The organism is Rossellomorea aquimaris (assembly GCF_000935355.1).
GTDB classification, from domain to species: domain Bacteria; phylum Bacillota; class Bacilli; order Bacillales; family Bacillaceae_B; genus Rossellomorea; species Rossellomorea aquimaris_B.
In genome coordinates, this window is sequence record NZ_JXZC01000002.1 from 389,480 (window position 1) to 405,392 (window position 15,913).

Sequence of the window (15,913 nt, forward strand, 5' to 3'; positions counted from 1 at the left end):
GTGAAATCGATTGAGGTCCGTCCCTCAAAATTTAATCTAGGATGGTGTTTTAGGTATGAAGCAGCCTTGGTGGAAGAAGTCGGTTGTGTATCAGATTTATCCGAAGAGTTTTTATGATACGTCGGGGAATGGCGTTGGTGATATTAAGGGGATTACGGCGAAGTTGGATTATTTGAAGGAGCTTGGGGTTGATGTGGTTTGGCTGACTCCGATTTACAAGAGTCCTCAGCGCGATAACGGTTATGATATTAGCGATTATTTCAATATTCATGAGGAATACGGGACGATGGAGGATTTCGATGAGTTATTGGAACAGGCTCACGAGCGTGGGATCAAGATCATCATGGATATCGTGATCAACCATACTTCCACGGAGAATCAGTGGTTCGTTGAGTCCCGTAAGTCAAAGAATAACGAGTACCGGGATTTCTATATTTGGAAGGATGGCAAGCCTGATGGTTCCGAGCCGACAAACTGGCAGTCCAAGTTCGGTGGCAACGCATGGCAGTATGATGAAGAAACAGGTCAGTACTACCTTCACCTCTTTGACGTGACCCAGGCTGACTTGAACTGGGAGAACGATGAGGTCCGCAGGAAGCTTTATGACATGATGCACTTCTGGCTGAAAAAAGGCGTCGACGGCTTCCGTTTGGACGTAATCAATCTTATTTCCAAGGATCAGGACTTCCCTGATGATGATGGTTCGGTCGCTCCTGGAGACGGCCGCAAGTATTACACGGACGGTCCCAAGGTCCACGACTATATGCAGGAGATGAACAAGGAAGTCTTCTCTCAATACGACATCATGACGGTTGGTGAGATGTCTTCTACAACAATCGATCACTGCATCAAGTATTCACGACCTAATCGGAACGAGCTTAGCATGACGTTCAACTTCCACCATCTGAAAGTGGATTACCCTAATGGGGAGAAATGGTCGGTCGCTGACTTTGACTTCCTTAAGTTGAAGGACATCCTTTCTACCTGGCAACGTGAAATGAATAAAGGCGGCGGGTGGAATGCCCTGTTCTGGTGCAACCATGACCAGCCTCGTATTGTTTCCCGCTACGGTAATGACGGTGAGTACCATAACGAATCGGCGAAGATGCTCGCGACGACAATCCATATGATGCAGGGTACCCCGTATATCTACCAGGGTGAAGAGTTCGGGATGACAAACCCGAAATTTACAAGCATCGATGAGTACCGCGATGTTGAATCGATCAACATCTTCAATATTTTAAAAGAACAAGGTAAATCCGAAGAAGAAATTTTAGAGATCCTGCGTCACAAGTCCCGTGACAACTCGAGAACGCCTGTGCAGTGGAACGGTGAAGAAAATGCCGGATTCACGAGCGGTACCCCTTGGATCCCAGTGGCTAAAAATTATAGAGAAATCAATGCTGAACAAGCTTTGAAAGAAGAGAACTCTGTCTTCTATCACTATCAGAAACTGAATCGCCTTCGCAAGGAATATGACATTATTGTGGACGGCGACTATCAATTGATTCTGGAAGATCACCGTGATATTTTCGCTTATGTCCGTAATGGCGATGGGGAAAAATTGCTTGTGGTGAACAACTTCTATGGACATGAAACGGAGTTCGTCCTTCCTGATGAGGTTGAGGTTGAAGGATGGTCTAGTGAGGTATTGTTGTCTAACTATGACGATACGGCAAATGCTTATAAGAACATTACGCTCCGTCCTTATGAGTCTGTTGTGTTTCATTTTAATAAGTAAAGGATGAAAGGCATTGCTCCTGCAATGCCTTTTTCTAATGTCCAAGTCAATTTTTTAAAGAAATAGGAGTAAAAAACCATATTATGGGTATATGGTATGCAAAAAGACTCACTCTTTTCGTGTGGAATCTTTCGGGTGAAATTACCCATTTATCCAGACCTCTTCCATTTGATACCATATACTACGTATGTCTTAAACGAATATAAAAAAATGAATATATAAGGGGATGAAAGACGTGTCCTATTTATCCTATTTAACTTCACAACTTCACGAAAAAAAACAACAACTTATCCGACTAAAGAATGCCCATACTTCCGTCAATCAGCTTCAAGGAGAATTTCTCAGGCACCAACCGAGCATCAACCAACCTGAGCTCACCTCTTCCACCTGGCAGGGGGCATTAGCCAGAAAGTTCATTGAAGTCCGCGAAGATGTTTTATTATCCTACAGAGATATTTCTCAAACCCAGATGGACACTGCCATCATGAGCATTGAAGATAAAATTTCCTCCATCCGGTCACAGATTCAATCACTTGAAATTAGTATTGTAAACGAACAAGAGCGTATCGAAAGGGAACTCAGAAGGGAGGAAGGATTGTGAGTCAGGACATTAAGCTGCGTTACGGGGATATCCATGAAGCACTGGCTGATATACAGGCCGCCTCTGAATCATTCGATACATCACTCATCAAAGACATCGCCTCGTCCAACCAATTGGACGTTGTCACGAGACTGAATGAATTAAGCCAACTGTTCGAGGAAGTGGCAAACGTATATAAAACTGTATTAACAGAAAACAATCAATCGGCAAGGAAAGCCATCGAAGACTTTAAAGAAGTGGATCACACGATCTCGGCTTCCATCATGTCTCGCTAGGGGGAGAAACCGGACCATGAAAATGCTCGATAACGCATCGCTACATAGTGGTATTGAAGATTTACTGAACAAATTGGAAGCGCAGAAGAAACAACTCGATGACCTCCAGCGGGCAGTGGGTAACTTCACTGGATTACAAGAGTCATTCAGCGGAAAAGGCGGGGATGCCATCCGTTCGTTTTATCAAGATATGCACGTCCCCTTCCTGACGTTTTATTCTCTTTCCCTTCAAAATTATGAGAGGACACTGTCCAATCTGAAGGGAGCTTCCATTGAATTGGAGTCTGATTCCAATGGGTTGATTCACCAGGGTTTTTTGGACGGGGAGTTAACTGACGGGTTGAACAAATCCGAAACCGTCACTCGTGACCTCGTAGACGAAACAAATCAAACGTTGAACGCCATCACTGATATCGTCCATGTCCCCCACATTCAAGATCAGCGTTTCCTGGGTGATACGAAGAGGGCACATCATGAAATCACCCGGACCCTGGAAGACCTGGCCTCTTTTGACGCTGACCAAACAAAAGCCCTGGATACTGTGGACCATGACATTCAGCTGATGAAACGTTATATTTATGATATACAGGGAATGTTCAAGAACGGGAAGATCAGTGTATCGGAGTACTCGGGGACCGAGCTTGATCAATCGTTTCACAGGCATCCTTTCATGAATACGTTGGAGGAACGATTGAACGAGGAAAGGCTGTTATTATCCAAACTCACCGTATCAAGTGAGTATGATGCCACGAGGCAATTGTTGATGTTGGGGAACCATAGTCCTTCCAGTCAATCTTTCTCATATTCTGAGGATCTCTCTATTTCCAGCGCCGGCACCGCACAGACTGGGTATGGGGTATGTTACCCGGAAAAAGATGAATTTGTCATAGACAAAAAGGTTGAAGATCAATTTAATTCAGATGGTGTGGGAAATGCTGAGCTTTTGTTTAAAAATGATTATGCGGAAGGAAATGTGACTTTCGATTTATCCGGATCCGTCGTTGATACGAAATATATGGATGACGTTCCGGCGTTTCTCGAACAAAAGGTATTATACGGTCAGATGGATACCGATATTCCCTACTCATTTAAATCTGCAGGCGAATCCCTTTTATATGGTCAGAATATCGGCTTTAAAACGGATGCCATGGTCTCAAAAACCACCTTTTCCCACGACTCTTCTCCATTAGCATTGGACTTGGCATTCGGGCAAGCAGATGCCAAGGCAAACATTGAAAATTATACAGCGAGTGCAGGGGTAGGAGTCTCGGCTGCAAAAACGGAATTGAAACTGGAGCCTCTTAATTTCTTCGGTTATGAACCATTGGAAGAATGGTTCGGATTTAATTATGACCCTTATATCGCGGTTGATCTATCATTAGGAAGTATGGGAGTGAGTGGGTCCGTGGGAATGGAAACCGGGGTTTATGCTGCTTACGGGATTGGGATAGGCCTTAAGGGTGGTTTGGAAGAAGATAAAAAATAACTTCACAGGGGGATATTTCATGCCTACAACAAAAGAAAAAACCAGAAAACTATTTCGTTTTCTTCTACTCTTCTATCCGATTTTCGTCGGGTTAATGGGAACAGTGAGCCTGATTGTTCTGGTAACATGGGGAATTCCACAAGATCAATTGCAATCTCAATTACCAGCCATCATGATCATTGCATTGCTCATTTACGGAAGTTGTGCGGTTTCACTCGTTATTCGAGCTATTTTTTTCAAAAAAGAACGTCTTTCTCATGAATAAGACCATAGTGCATGAAACGGGATAAAAGAATGATTACTAGTAAAACAAAATTTAAAAAAGCCATCAGCTTTGCATTACTTTTTTTCGCCACTTTCATCGGAATTAGTGGCACGATTTCATTGTCGATAGTCATTCTCTTGCTATTTCGGGATGACCAATTACAATCCCAGTATCCTGCAATTATCATTTTAGCCTTATTAACTTATGGCAGTTGCGGATTTTCCTTATTCATACGTTCAAAATTTTTCAAGAAAGAAGTGATGTTGGATGATTAATGAGAAAATCATGTTACTTCCAATCGGAACAGTAGTCAAATTAAAAAGTGTAGACAAACCGGTCATGATCTACGGCCGCCACCAAATTCAAAAAAAGTCCGAAAAGGTTTTTGATTACATAGCTGTTCCCTACCCAGAAGGAAACCTGACAGAAGAGTTCAATGTCTTCTTCAATCGAGAGCTGATTGAAGAAATCATTCATCCAGGATTGAAATCACCTGCTGAAGATCTGATGAGAAAAAAAGTGGAATCAGACATTGAACAAAGTAAAAGTATGAGAGGAACCAGCCATGAAAATTAAATTCCTATTGATTCTTACATTTATGGCCTTTACCTTATTGGGCTGCAGCCAGTCAGCGAATGATGAACCTAATAAGCAGGAGGAAGTTAAAGAAGAAATTTTGGATAAGACTAAACTCCTCCCTATTGGCACTGTTGTCAAGCTGACTAAAGTAGATAAATCGGTCATGATCTACGGCTACAACCAGATTCAACTCAGTACCAATAAACAATACGACTACATCGGCGTCCCTTATCCCGAAGGAAATATTTCGCCAGATTATAACGTATTCTTTAACCGGAATATGATTGAAGACGTTCTACATAACGGCTATGTAACGGATGAAGATAAAAAAATCCGTGAAGAAGCCGATCGCGAAGAAAACACATACTAGGAGGTTCATCCATGTTCTCAGATAATCCCTCCCTTAGAAAAATCATCCGGACCTTCCTGCTCGTATTCGCCATTATGGGCTTCATCAGTGGAACACTGCCGCTGGCGACCATCACCCCAGCCCTTCTTTCCGGCAATCCGATGCCTGACCAGTTTCCGGCATTTGCAATTATTGCGGTTGTTAATTATGGGTTCGCTATTATGTTGCTTCTGGTCCGCTCGAAATTCTTTAAGAAGAATCCCGATCAGCACACCAAATAGTAAACTGATTTGATAAATTAGTTAACATTTAGAGGCGGTTGTGGGATAATATATTAAAAAGGAGTTCCTGCCATGAGCATCACGCTAAATGTTCAAACCACCATTCAAGAAATGGAATTAAAACGAGTGCAATTACAATCCTTTGCCCAACAGCATGGATTCACGCATCCCGACACGGTGCTTCTTAGTCAGGAACTTGATGATCTATTTAACGTTTACCACCAATTGAATCAAAAATAAAAAAGGGAAGGCTGCCGACTGGCACAGCCTTCCTTTTTTATTCTGCCGCTTCCTCTTCCCCTTCACTCGCTAAGAAGAAAATCGCCGCAACCTTCCATCCATCTTCTTTCTTATGAAAGACGGTCACTTGCTTACCGGAACGAGTCACTTCCTTCTCACTATTAGGGTCCTTCGTTGTCGCTTCAATTTCTGCATACACATCTGCTTTTTTACCAGCTGCGTAATTGATGATCTTTACGTTTTCAACTGTACGCTTTGAATCAACGGAATCAAAGATTTGTTTGACATAGCGCTCTTCGTCCGCGTATTCGAAATTCACAGGTGTCTTCGAGATGACACTCATGTATGATTCGAAGTCTTCTTCGTTAAATGCATTGATATATTGATCAAAGGCTGCGTTGATCGCCGTTTTCTCTTCTTCCGGGATACCCTCTGCTTCTTTCAGCTCGCTCGCATCTTCAACGATTTGTGTCATCTGATTCAGAGATGCCGCTTCGTCTGTTGCCGGGTCTTCACTTGGCTTTACCTCTTCCGTACTGTTCGTGTTCTCTTCCTTCTTCTCTTCTTCTGCACCACAAGCACCCAATAGTAACGTACTCATGCCAATTCCCAACATGACTTTCTTCCAATGCTGTTTCGACAATGCTCTTCACCCTTTTCTAAAATTTGCGCTATCTCCATTCTATTGAAAATATTCACAACACTCAAGTTCAATCTCATTTCTTCCAATTAATTATGGTAAAATAATAGCAGGTGATATTATGACGAAAAGCAATAAATACAAACAAATCTTCGAGGACCTCTCTGAAAAAATACAGGATGGCACCTATTCAGCAAATTCGATCCTGCCATCTGAAAACGAGCTCTCGGTGATCTATGCCACTTCACGTGAGACAATTCGTAAAGCGCTTACATTACTGGCTCAAAAAGGACTCATTCAAAAGCTCCGGGGAAAAGGCTCCCTTGTACTCGACGTCTCCAGGATGAGCTTTCCGATATCGGGGCTTGTGAGCTTTAAAGAGCTGCAGACTTCAATGGGCCGGGACCAGATCGAGACATTCGTCCATGATTTCGGATTGATTGGTGTCGGTGATCAGCTTGCTTCAGTCCTTGAAACCTCTGCAGACGCTGAAGTCTGGAAAGTCGTTCGCTCCCGTCGAATCGGTGGTGAGAGAATCATTCTGGACAAGTCCTACTTCCTCAAGGAGCAGGTGCCGCTTCTGACAAAGGAAATATGCGAGAACTCCATATATGAGTATTTGGAAGGCGATCTTGAACTTCCGATCGATTTCGCCAAAAAAGAAATCGTTGTCGAAGAATGTACAGATGAGGACCGGCAGTATCTTGATTTGCACGATTATGATCATGTGGTTGTCGTGAAGAATTATGTGCACTTGAAGGATGCTACGCTGTTCGAGTATACAGAATCGCGCCACAGATTGGATATGTTTCGGTTTGTTGATTTTGCACGAAGAAAGCATTAGACGGGTCCACTTCCTGGTTGGGGAGTGGATTTTATATTTGAGTAGCTTGATTATCCCCATCACCATTCTTATCTGTCTAAAACAGCCAAATCCAAAAAAAACGGCCCTTCTCAAAGAAGGGCCGCTCTTTCAACAACAAATTAACAATACGCATATCTCTCTAAACGTTATCGTACTTCCACCCAACCGTTCTTAATCGCAGTGACTACTGCCTGGGTACGGTCATTAACGTTCATCTTTTGTAGTATATTACTTACATGATTTTTGACAGTTTTTTCACTGATATACAGGCCTTCACCGATTCCTCGGTTGCTTTTACCGTCAGCAAGCATCTGCAGGACTTCACATTCGCGGCGCGTTAATAGGTGAAGCGGGCGGCGAACTTCGGATTGTTGGAATCCACCTGAGTTTTGGGCGTTTGCCAGGCGCTTGTATTCTGCTACCAGGTTATGAGTTACCTTCGGATGGACATAAGAACCGCCGTCTGCGACGATCTTCACTGCGTCGACCAGTGCCTCTGAGTCCATCTCTTTCAAGAGATAACCGAGTGCTCCTGTTTTCAGCGCATGGTTTACATAGTTTTCGTCATCGTGGATGGATAGGATGATGACTTTTGTGTCTGGGTATCTGTCCATCAGTTCACGAGTTGCTTCTACGCCGTTTGTTTCAGGCATGTTGATATCCATCAGGACAACATCCGGTTCGTGTGTTTCTACTAGGTTCATGGCTTCTGAACCGTCATCGCCTTCTGCTACTACGTTGAAAGAAGGTTCGAATTCCAGGATTCGTTTTACTCCCTCTCTGAAAAGCTGATGATCATCAATGATAACAATATTTGTTGCCATGTCTTTCGCCTCCCTAAACCTTGGAAAATTTACTTATTAAGCGGAACCTGGATCAGTATCACCGTTCCAGTCCCTACTTTTGAGTCAATCGTGATGTCTCCTTCGAGAAGGTCGACACGTTCTTTCATCCCCATGATGCCAAAGGATCCTGTTTTCTGTTGTTCTTTATCGAATCCTTTGCCGTTGTCTTTGACAACAACTGTTATTTGGTCTTTCTTTACTTCTACTTTAACTTGGATATGTGATGCTTCAGCGTGCTTAAGTGCGTTTTGGACACTTTCTTGTACTAATCGGAATAGAGCGACTTCGAATTTTGAAGGAAGTCTGATATCGAGCCCCATATTCACAAACTGAATGGAGGTCTTCTGGTTATACTCTTCGATTGTACTCAAGTATTTTTTGAGGGTCGGAATCAACCCCAGGTCATCAAGTGCCATCGGTCTGAGGTCGTAAATGATGCGCCGGACCTCGTATAGGGCTGAGCGGACCATCCGTTTGAGGTCGCGGATTTCCCTGATGGCATCGTCTGTCCCTTTTTCACGGTAGACGCGTTCGATCAGATCGGAACGCATTAAGACGTTGGCCATCATTTGTGCAGGTCCGTCGTGAATTTCACGGGATAAGCGTTTCCGCTCGTCCTCTTGTGCTTCAATGATTTGAAGTCCGAAATCCTGACGCTGCTTTGCGTCCTCCAGTGCCTCATTCACTTGCCTTAAGTCACTATTTAAATAATTGAGAACCACGGATATTTGCGAGCAAAGGTTTTCTGCCCGTTCGATCGTGTCCCCGAGTGAGTGTAAACGCCTCTCGAGTTCATCCCGGCGATCTCTCAGCTGCTTTTCTTGCTGTCTATTCATGGATAATCTCATTTGCAGGTCATGAGCTTTCTCGTACGCTTCTCTTACCTGGTCTTCTGAATAGGTTTGAAAATGTTTGCTTACCTCGGAAAGTCTCAGCCGTGCAAACTTGGATTTCTGTTGGAGGTCATCTCCTTCATCAATCACCTTCAAGACCATTTCTTTTACATCCAGTAATTCTTTCATCAAATCTTCATAATCAGTTCGACATTGCTCGCCAATCTGGAAGATTTCATCCTTACTTTCGTCAACCGTATCGACCATCTTTTTCAGGATGCTATCTAACATCTTGGTGTTTATTTTTTTAAGTGACACGGTACACCCCTCTTTTGTTCCACAATAGTAGTCAACCTAGAATAAAGCTTTACGAAAAACTATTCTTGCATAATAATAAGTGGTTTTTCAGCTTGTGTATGTTATGTCCATAGACCTACCATCCCGCTTTAAAATCGTACCTATTATCATTTCAATGCAAAATCACAAAACTCCTTTATTCATCTAGGCATATTCCTATGTAATACCTCTACCAAGGGATCATTCGCTCAAGGTTGGAAGAGAATGAATGGGAATTATCTAGACCATTCGACTTCCCTTTCAGAGCTTTGGAACAACTGAAGTATTACTATCAGCGTCCATTATACCATGTCATATATTGTCGGAGATTAAAGTTTGATTACATTGTATTACCATTATTTCATGTAGAACCAGTATTTTCCGTCTGTATTTGGAAATTGATCTTTATTTATGTGCAATCCGTTCTACTTTTATATATAGTAGATATAGGATGCAAATAGAGATAAAACGCGTATTTCGCCATTATTCATACATAAGGAAATGGAAAGGGGAAACCGTATTGTTACATCACTATAATACCGTCAAGGGTTACGGAGAACATGAAATCAATATAGAACGCTCCAGATTCATCACATACGTCAGTCGTGTGGAATCTGAAGAAGAAGCACAGGAATTCATTGCAGCCATTAAGAAAAAGCACTCGGATGCGAACCATAATTGTTCTGCCTATATGATCGGTGAGAATAATCTGATCCAGAAAGCGAATGACGATGGTGAACCCAGTGGGACTGCCGGAGTGCCGATGCTCGAGGTATTAAAGAAGAGGGATCTTAAAGATACCGTTGTCGTGGTCACCCGCTATTTCGGCGGGATCAAGCTTGGCGCAGGCGGACTGATCCGGGCGTATGGACGTGCGACGTCAGAAGGTTTGAATGCTGCAGGCATCGTCGAAAGAAGCTTGATGCGCATCATGAAGTCCACTATTGACTATACGTGGCTGGGGAAAGTGGAAAACGAAGTGAGGTCCTCCCGTTATCAGTTGAAGGACATCCATTACCTGGAAGCCGTTGAAGTTGAGGTGTATGTCGAGGAAGCCAATAAATCCACGTTCATTGAGTGGATGACGGAGCTCACAAATGGACAGGCTGACATAATAGAAGGCGATGTTGAATACCTTGAAACGCCTGTTGAAACCAACTCGTAAAAATATTTACATTGGAAAAATCTTTTTTCTTACAAAGCCATCATTAAACTCATACTAATTGTATAGAAGTAACACGGAAAAATGACTCTTTAGACGGATAGAGAAATAAGCTTTTTTCGCCTACAATGGTGAAATTAATCGGACATCCTGACGTTTAAATTCATCTGGTTAATGGGTAGTAATAAATTAACTTGTTACTTTTGAAACTTTTCACTAAAATTCGACGTCTAATGAAGAAAGCCTCTGCTTTTTTTGACAAAATAGCCACTACGCATTTTAGTAATTGTTCCCTTAAAAAAAATGTTGCACATCATTAAATATGTGGTATTCTTACAATTGGAGTGCCCATAGAAGAAAAAGAGGTGAACGAATGTACTCTCTAATTGATTTTGTAATTGCTTTTGCTATTTCTTTAGTTGTTTCTGTAGCAGTGACTCCATTCGTAATCAAATTCGCCAAGCGATTTGGCTTTGTCGATAAACCAGACCATCGAAAGGTCCATAAAGGACTCATGCCTCGTGTGGGCGGCTTGTCGATCGTCATAGGTGCATCAGCTGGCCTGTTGTACTTGAATGATCTGATTGCTCCACTTTGGCCGGTCATTCTAGGGGGGGGAATCATCCTGATCGTAGGGATCCTCGATGATCGCTTTACCCTGTCACCTAAAGCTAAACTTGTTGGACAAATCCTGGCAGCTTGTATCGTCGTGTTTGCCGACTTTAAAATTGACTTCATCACTTTGCCGTTCGTGGCAGAGCGTATATATTTAGGGAATTTCAGTTATGTGTTCGGTATTCTTTGGATCGTCGGGATCACCAATGCCATCAACCTGATTGATGGACTGGATGGACTTGCAGGCGGAGTATCCGTCATTGCCATGACTTCCATTATGGCTCTTGCAGCTATGAATGGTCAGTATATGGTGGTTGCCCTTACCGTCATCCTGATCGGTGGGACAATCGGATTCCTATTCTTCAACTTCAATCCTGCGAAGATCTTCATGGGTGATACGGGAGCATTATTCCTTGGCTATTGTATTTCCATCATCTCGCTCCTTGGATTGTTCAAGAGTGTCACGATCTTCAGTTTAGTTGTTCCAATTATCATCCTGGCTATACCGATTTTCGATACATTCTTTGCGATTATCAGACGTATCCTGAATAAGCAAAAGATTTCAGCACCTGATAAATCCCATTTACACCATCGCTTACTGGCAATGGGCTTCTCTCATAAAGAGACGGTCTTGATCATTTATGCGATTGGAGCATTTTTCGGACTATGCGCGATCCTGTTCACACGATCTACACTTTGGGGAGCTATTTTATTCTCCGCTGTCCTGGTGATCATCATTCAGTTGACGGCAGAAGTGGTTGGATTGATCGGTCAGCATAAGCCACTCATCAATACGATGAAGAAATTACGCGAAAGATAAGCACACGCTTTCGTCTATGCGTGGAAAATACTAGATTAGTAGAAAACCTTGGATGATTATCCAAGGTTTTCTTTTTTGTTTGATTTTAGATTGTCCTTTTTTAGCTGGGAATGTAGTTTAAAGCCAGCCTGAAGGCCGATTCTGATGACGGATCTGTAGGTTGTGTTGGCGCCATCGCGGGAGAATTGAACCGGTTTGGGATATAATTGATCCTGATATACGGTAATTGATTATGATTGGTCTTTATTATCATGAATCTGATTAATTGATCCTCCGTGTCGAATTTTCTTGATGAGCGTTCGATACATCAAGGACCGTCCCTCATATTGACCTAAGAAAAGGAGTTGACTCTATTTTGCCCACTATTCGTCAAATTACGTCAATCAACGCTCCTGTGCCCGTTTGTTTTGATTTAGCGCGCAATGTGGATATTCACACTCAAACGACCGCTAAAACCCAAGAGAAGGCCATCGGAGGCGTCACAAGCGGTTTATTGGAGATTGGAGATACCGTCACATGGGAAGCCGTTCATTTTGGCGTTAAACAGCGGCTGACGGCTCAAATTGTCGAAATGGACGCTCCTCACTCATTCACAGACGTGATGGTGAAGGGTGCCTTTAAATCCTTTACACATATCCATGAATTTCGTGAACATAAAAATGGTACGCTAATGAAGGACACATTCTCTTATAAAGCTCCACTGGGATTAATCGGTACACTTGCAAACAAGCTCTTTTTAAAAAGGTACATGCACACATTCATCAAGATGAGAGCAAACGAATTGAAGAAAATCGCAGAACAAAAAAAACACTCCTACCTCATGAGATAGGAGTGCGAGCGTTATTCTTTTTTCTCGAAGTAATTGCTTCTGATGATCAGGTCCGATACCTGCTGAGCTTTCAGTTCGAATTGTTTCTTCTCTTCGGCAAGCTCTCGATCTGATCGAATTGTATTCTCTAGTGGGATGACGGCAAAACTGTCATCGGATGTGAGCATGTTTCTTCCCATTACCACATCTTCATACTTCTTATCGTCAATGCCCATGACATAAGCAAGCGTAGGGAAGATATCGACTTGACCGTAGGCCTTGTCCAGTTCCATCGGTTCCATGCCAGGATTGTAGAGGATGAACGGCACTCTGCCCTCTTCGTCGATCCCTTCAACCTTTGGATTTTCTTTCATCATTTGATCTTTGTAGCTGTTTTCGAAGGCTGCGTGATCTCCGAAGATCGCGATCATCGTGTCATCAAGCATATCATTCGCTTCAAGATCCTCCATCAGCTTGCCGACTGCCATATCCGTGTAGTGGATGGATTGCAGGTAATGGGCGGCTGATGTGTCACTGTACTGGGCTTCAAATTCAAGACCCCTGAATTTCTCCGGGATCACGAAGGGAGTGTGACTTGTCAGTGTAATCAGATAGCCAAAATAAGGCTGCTCCTTTTTACTCAGGAATTCGACCGATTGATGGAAAAATTCTTCATCACTCAAGCCCATCCCGATTTCTTCGCCTTCATGGAACTCCTCAATGGCGTGATATTCATCAATCCCGATATGCGGGTAAGCTTCTCTTCTGTTCCAATACGTTCCCTCGTCCCCGTGGAAGGCATAGGTTGAATACCCTTCCTCTTTCAACAAGCCGGGAAGCGTCGTATAATCATTCGTCGGATAGCGGAAGAATGTACTCCCCTCCATGACCGGCATCAGGGATGTATTCACGACAAACTCCGCATCAGAGCTTCGTCCACCCTTTGTTTGCGGATAGAAGTTGGACGCATAGATACTGTTCTTCAACAGTTTGTTCAGGTTAGGGGTGACTTCTTTTCCATTCACCTTTTTATTCAGCACCCAGTTTTCAAGGGATTCGAATTGCAGGATGATGAGGTTTTTCCCTTCCCCGACTCCTTCGTACTTATTGTTTAAGTACAGCCTTTTTTCCCTATATTCGTCTTTGTTTTTAAACCAGTCTTTCACGAGTTTTTCTTCTTCCTCGTTCAGGTCGATGTAACGATTGTTTTGATAAAACAGGTACATATCCAGCACGCTGTATTGAAGTGGGTTGAACTTCAATATGTAATCATAGCGGTCGTAAATCTTGAAGATCTGAGCATATGGAGTACCGTCCACATAGTGGTTCTTCAATGGTTTCACGGCAAGGATGCTGAAACCTGCAAGGAAAAGGATGATGAAGGTTTTCCATTGCACCTTAGGGATCGAAAAGGATTTCTTTTTCGTCAGGATGAGCAATAGGATGATATCCACTACAAATAGGACATCAAGCCCGTTGATCAGTTCCATGATGCTTGGTCCGAGTCCTGAAAGGTTGGACGTCTGCAGTAGGGCAAAGAACGATAATGGTGTTCCAAAATAGCGGATGTACCATAACTGGGACAATAACAGGAAGGTCGCGACAATATTTAGTCCGATGATGGCCGTTTTTCTGGACCAGGTTTTAAATAAAAATACAAAAGAAAATAACATCAAAATACTGCCCGGAAGCGTCACGAATAAGCTTTTCACTTCGAATAGGCCTTTTCCTAATAACAAATAGAATAATACAACTTTAATGGAAAGACCGACGGCAGAGATGAGGAGGAGCTTGTCCTGCCATATGGACAGCAGTGCCTCTTTTAGCTTGTTTACTAGATTCATAGTCTTAATACCTCGTTTACATAATTGTAATAAAATTTTAACACTTTTCCTTTTACTTATAAAGTCAGGGTATGACATTTTAGTGTAGAAATCGACTTTATAAGAGATGGACACGACAAATAAAGTCGCGAAAAAACCCGATTTGAGGAGACTCAAATCGGGTTTCGTTTCCATTATCTACTAGTTGGTGTCCATGTTGCCTGTCTCTTACCCGAGATCGCTCTCAGTGTGCCGAGGAAGGCTGCATAGTTTACCAGGCAGAAGTAGTATGGGATATACGTTATTTTGTTGCTCGTCACTTTGCCTAATAGTGCGAGGAGATAAAATGCCAATTGTAAGCCGAACATGACTTGATAGAGTGGCTGATCCAGTAAGAATAGATTAATGATAAAGATCGCAATCATATAGTAAGGAACAAGCCATCTTAAGAATTTATGGGACATGTATTTATAGAAGAAATCGAAATTCCTTACAGGATTCAACACATGCTTGTAGCTCATGATCCCTGTGAAGCTTCGCGTTACGATACGGACTTTACGGCCAAATTCTTCGGATGATTTCGGCGACGTCTCTTCCATCGTGATTGCGTTCGGTTCATAGACGAATCTCTTTTGCTGGTTGATGATGATGAGCGGGTTCTGCATATCATCGCCGACGTTCGGATTCATTTCTTTGAATAATTCCTTGCGCAGTGCGTAGATCGAGCCATTTGCTACGATCGTCGTACCGGTTGCCGTCTCGAGCATTTTCAAGAGTTTCTCATATTTCCAGTAAGCACCCTCAGACTCCCCGATCGATGAATTGGTTGGGTTCGTCAGTCTCAGTTCACCACAAACCCCGCCGATTTCTTCATCTTTGAAGTGCTTCACTAGATGATGAACGGCATCCTTATTGTAAAGGGAGTTCGCATCTGAGAATACAAGGACTTCTCCAGTTGCCATTGGGACGGACTTGTTCAGTGCCGCTGTCTTTCCTTTTCTTCCTTTCACGACATTCAGCTTCACGTTCGGGTATTTCGCCACGAACTCATTGACGATGTCGTTCGTTCTGTCGGATGAATCATCTGACACAACGATGATTTCAAGCTTATCCTGTGGATAATCAAGATCCACGGAGTTTTGTACTTTTTCAGCGATGACTTTCTCTTCGTTGTATGCTGCGATAAAGAGCGTTACCTTTGGTTCATAGCCTGTATCGGTGATTTGATCCTTTTTGACAACTCCTGATATGAGCTTCAGCAGGATCGGATAACCGGCATAGATATAAACCGAAAGGAGGATCAGCAGCCAAAAGATTATTTCCAGTATCATATCATGACTTCCTCTCAT

18 protein-coding genes are annotated in these 15,913 nt (G+C 42.9%); 13 read left to right on the forward strand and 5 right to left on the reverse strand.

Going from position 1 to position 15,913, the window contains the following annotated elements; all coding sequences use genetic code 11:
• Nucleotides 1-55 precede the first annotated feature (55 nt).
• The 9 genes from treC to TV75_RS21470 all read left to right on the forward strand — a co-directional run bounded on the left by treC (nt 56) and on the right by TV75_RS21470 (nt 5,817).
• Entirely contained in the window at nt 56-1,741 is a 1,686-nt protein-coding gene (treC, locus tag TV75_RS09020) for an alpha,alpha-phosphotrehalase (protein WP_044338390.1), read from the forward strand.
• Between the two features lie 235 nt (nt 1,742-1,976).
• Complete coding sequence (locus tag TV75_RS09025; RefSeq protein ID WP_052504478.1) at nt 1,977-2,342, forward strand: YwqH-like family protein; 366 nt, start codon at nt 1,977-1,979, stop codon at nt 2,340-2,342.
• On the forward strand, nt 2,339-2,617 hold the full coding sequence (locus tag TV75_RS09030; RefSeq protein WP_044338392.1) for a DUF5344 family protein: 279 nt from the start codon (nt 2,339-2,341) through the stop codon (nt 2,615-2,617). Before TV75_RS09025 ends, TV75_RS09030 begins: the two co-directional genes overlap by 4 nt.
• 16 nt (nt 2,618-2,633) lie before the next feature.
• A complete protein-coding gene (locus TV75_RS21115) occupies nt 2,634-4,103 on the forward strand; it encodes an LXG domain-containing protein (protein ID WP_052504479.1) in 1,470 nt (489 codons plus the stop codon).
• Between the two features lie 19 nt (nt 4,104-4,122).
• Entirely contained in the window at nt 4,123-4,368 is a 246-nt protein-coding gene (locus TV75_RS09040) for a hypothetical protein (RefSeq protein WP_044338393.1), read from the forward strand.
• 267 nt (nt 4,369-4,635) lie between these two features.
• Nucleotides 4,636-4,944, forward strand: a complete 309-nt coding sequence (locus TV75_RS09050; RefSeq protein ID WP_044338395.1) for a DUF4176 domain-containing protein — start codon at nt 4,636-4,638, stop codon at nt 4,942-4,944.
• Complete coding sequence (locus TV75_RS09055) at nt 4,934-5,317, forward strand: DUF4176 domain-containing protein (RefSeq protein WP_253275500.1); 384 nt, start codon at nt 4,934-4,936, stop codon at nt 5,315-5,317. The genes TV75_RS09050 and TV75_RS09055 overlap by 11 nt, the downstream gene beginning before the upstream one ends.
• An 11-nt stretch (nt 5,318-5,328) precedes the next feature.
• The gene (locus TV75_RS09060) at nt 5,329-5,577 is read left to right on the forward strand and encodes a hypothetical protein (protein WP_044338396.1); all 249 of its coding nucleotides are present in this window, start codon (nt 5,329-5,331) and stop codon (nt 5,575-5,577) included.
• A gap of 72 nt (nt 5,578-5,649) precedes the next feature.
• On the forward strand, nt 5,650-5,817 hold the full coding sequence (locus TV75_RS21470) for an aspartyl-phosphate phosphatase Spo0E family protein (RefSeq protein ID WP_082051210.1): 168 nt from the start codon (nt 5,650-5,652) through the stop codon (nt 5,815-5,817).
• A 37-nt stretch (nt 5,818-5,854) separates the two neighbouring features.
• Here the strand turns inward: TV75_RS21470 and TV75_RS09065 are convergent, their stop codons facing one another.
• Entirely contained in the window at nt 5,855-6,460 is a 606-nt protein-coding gene (locus TV75_RS09065) for a hypothetical protein (protein WP_044338397.1), read from the reverse strand.
• 118 nt (nt 6,461-6,578) lie between these two features.
• Between TV75_RS09065 and treR the strand changes: the two genes are divergently transcribed.
• The gene (gene treR / locus TV75_RS09070) at nt 6,579-7,301 is read left to right on the forward strand and encodes a trehalose operon repressor (protein ID WP_044338398.1); all 723 of its coding nucleotides are present in this window, start codon (nt 6,579-6,581) and stop codon (nt 7,299-7,301) included.
• A gap of 167 nt (nt 7,302-7,468) precedes the next feature.
• Here the strand turns inward: treR and TV75_RS09075 are convergent, their stop codons facing one another.
• Both TV75_RS09075 and TV75_RS09080 read right to left on the reverse strand, forming a co-directional pair.
• Complete coding sequence (locus TV75_RS09075) at nt 7,469-8,146, reverse strand: response regulator (RefSeq protein ID WP_044338399.1); 678 nt, start codon at nt 8,144-8,146, stop codon at nt 7,469-7,471.
• Nucleotides 8,147-8,175: 29 nt separating this feature from the next.
• Entirely contained in the window at nt 8,176-9,318 is a 1,143-nt protein-coding gene (locus TV75_RS09080; protein WP_044338400.1) for a sensor histidine kinase, read from the reverse strand.
• A 538-nt stretch (nt 9,319-9,856) separates the two neighbouring features.
• Here TV75_RS09080 and TV75_RS09085 point away from each other — a divergent pair.
• From TV75_RS09085 to TV75_RS09095, 3 genes are all read left to right on the forward strand, one after another.
• On the forward strand, nt 9,857-10,501 hold the full coding sequence (locus TV75_RS09085) for a YigZ family protein (protein WP_044338401.1): 645 nt from the start codon (nt 9,857-9,859) through the stop codon (nt 10,499-10,501).
• A gap of 370 nt (nt 10,502-10,871) precedes the next feature.
• Nucleotides 10,872-11,933, forward strand: a complete 1,062-nt coding sequence (locus TV75_RS09090) for a glycosyltransferase family 4 protein (protein ID WP_044338402.1) — start codon at nt 10,872-10,874, stop codon at nt 11,931-11,933.
• A 355-nt stretch (nt 11,934-12,288) separates the two neighbouring features.
• Nucleotides 12,289-12,762: an SRPBCC family protein gene (locus TV75_RS09095; protein WP_044338403.1), complete on the forward strand. Its 474-nt coding sequence runs from the start codon at nt 12,289-12,291 to the stop codon at nt 12,760-12,762.
• An 11-nt stretch (nt 12,763-12,773) separates the two neighbouring features.
• On the opposite strand, the gene TV75_RS09100 is transcribed toward TV75_RS09095, so the two are convergent.
• Both TV75_RS09100 and TV75_RS09105 read right to left on the reverse strand, forming a co-directional pair.
• Nucleotides 12,774-14,585 carry an LTA synthase family protein gene (locus tag TV75_RS09100; RefSeq protein WP_044338404.1) on the reverse strand — a complete coding sequence of 604 codons (1,812 nt, stop codon included), beginning with the start codon at nt 14,583-14,585 and terminating at the stop codon, nt 12,774-12,776.
• 173 nt (nt 14,586-14,758) lie between these two features.
• Nucleotides 14,759-15,895 carry a glycosyltransferase family 2 protein gene (locus TV75_RS09105; protein ID WP_052504480.1) on the reverse strand — a complete coding sequence of 379 codons (1,137 nt, stop codon included), beginning with the start codon at nt 15,893-15,895 and terminating at the stop codon, nt 14,759-14,761.
• Nucleotides 15,896-15,913: the final 18 nt, after the last annotated feature.

Bases quoted from the DNA above. Each gene is read 5' to 3' on its own strand.
- treC (WP_044338390.1), top strand. From the start codon at position 56: ATGAAGCAGCCTTGGTGGAAGAAGTCGGTTGTGTATCAGATTTATCCG.
- TV75_RS21115 (WP_052504479.1), top strand. From the start codon at position 2,634: ATGAAAATGCTCGATAACGCATCGCTACATAGTGGTATTGAAGATTTA.
- TV75_RS09040 (WP_044338393.1), top strand. From the start codon at position 4,123: ATGCCTACAACAAAAGAAAAAACCAGAAAACTATTTCGTTTTCTTCTA.
- TV75_RS09050 (WP_044338395.1), top strand. From the start codon at position 4,636: ATGATTAATGAGAAAATCATGTTACTTCCAATCGGAACAGTAGTCAAA.
- TV75_RS09055 (WP_253275500.1), top strand. From the start codon at position 4,934: ATGAAAATTAAATTCCTATTGATTCTTACATTTATGGCCTTTACCTTA.
- TV75_RS09060 (WP_044338396.1), top strand. From the start codon at position 5,329: ATGTTCTCAGATAATCCCTCCCTTAGAAAAATCATCCGGACCTTCCTG.
- TV75_RS21470 (WP_082051210.1), top strand. From the start codon at position 5,650: ATGAGCATCACGCTAAATGTTCAAACCACCATTCAAGAAATGGAATTA.
- treR (WP_044338398.1), top strand. From the start codon at position 6,579: ATGACGAAAAGCAATAAATACAAACAAATCTTCGAGGACCTCTCTGAA.
- TV75_RS09075 (WP_044338399.1), bottom strand. From the start codon at position 8,146: ATGGCAACAAATATTGTTATCATTGATGATCATCAGCTTTTCAGAGAG.
- TV75_RS09090 (WP_044338402.1), top strand. From the start codon at position 10,872: ATGTACTCTCTAATTGATTTTGTAATTGCTTTTGCTATTTCTTTAGTT.
- TV75_RS09100 (WP_044338404.1), bottom strand. From the start codon at position 14,585: ATGAATCTAGTAAACAAGCTAAAAGAGGCACTGCTGTCCATATGGCAG.
- TV75_RS09105 (WP_052504480.1), bottom strand. From the start codon at position 15,895: ATGATACTGGAAATAATCTTTTGGCTGCTGATCCTCCTTTCGGTTTAT.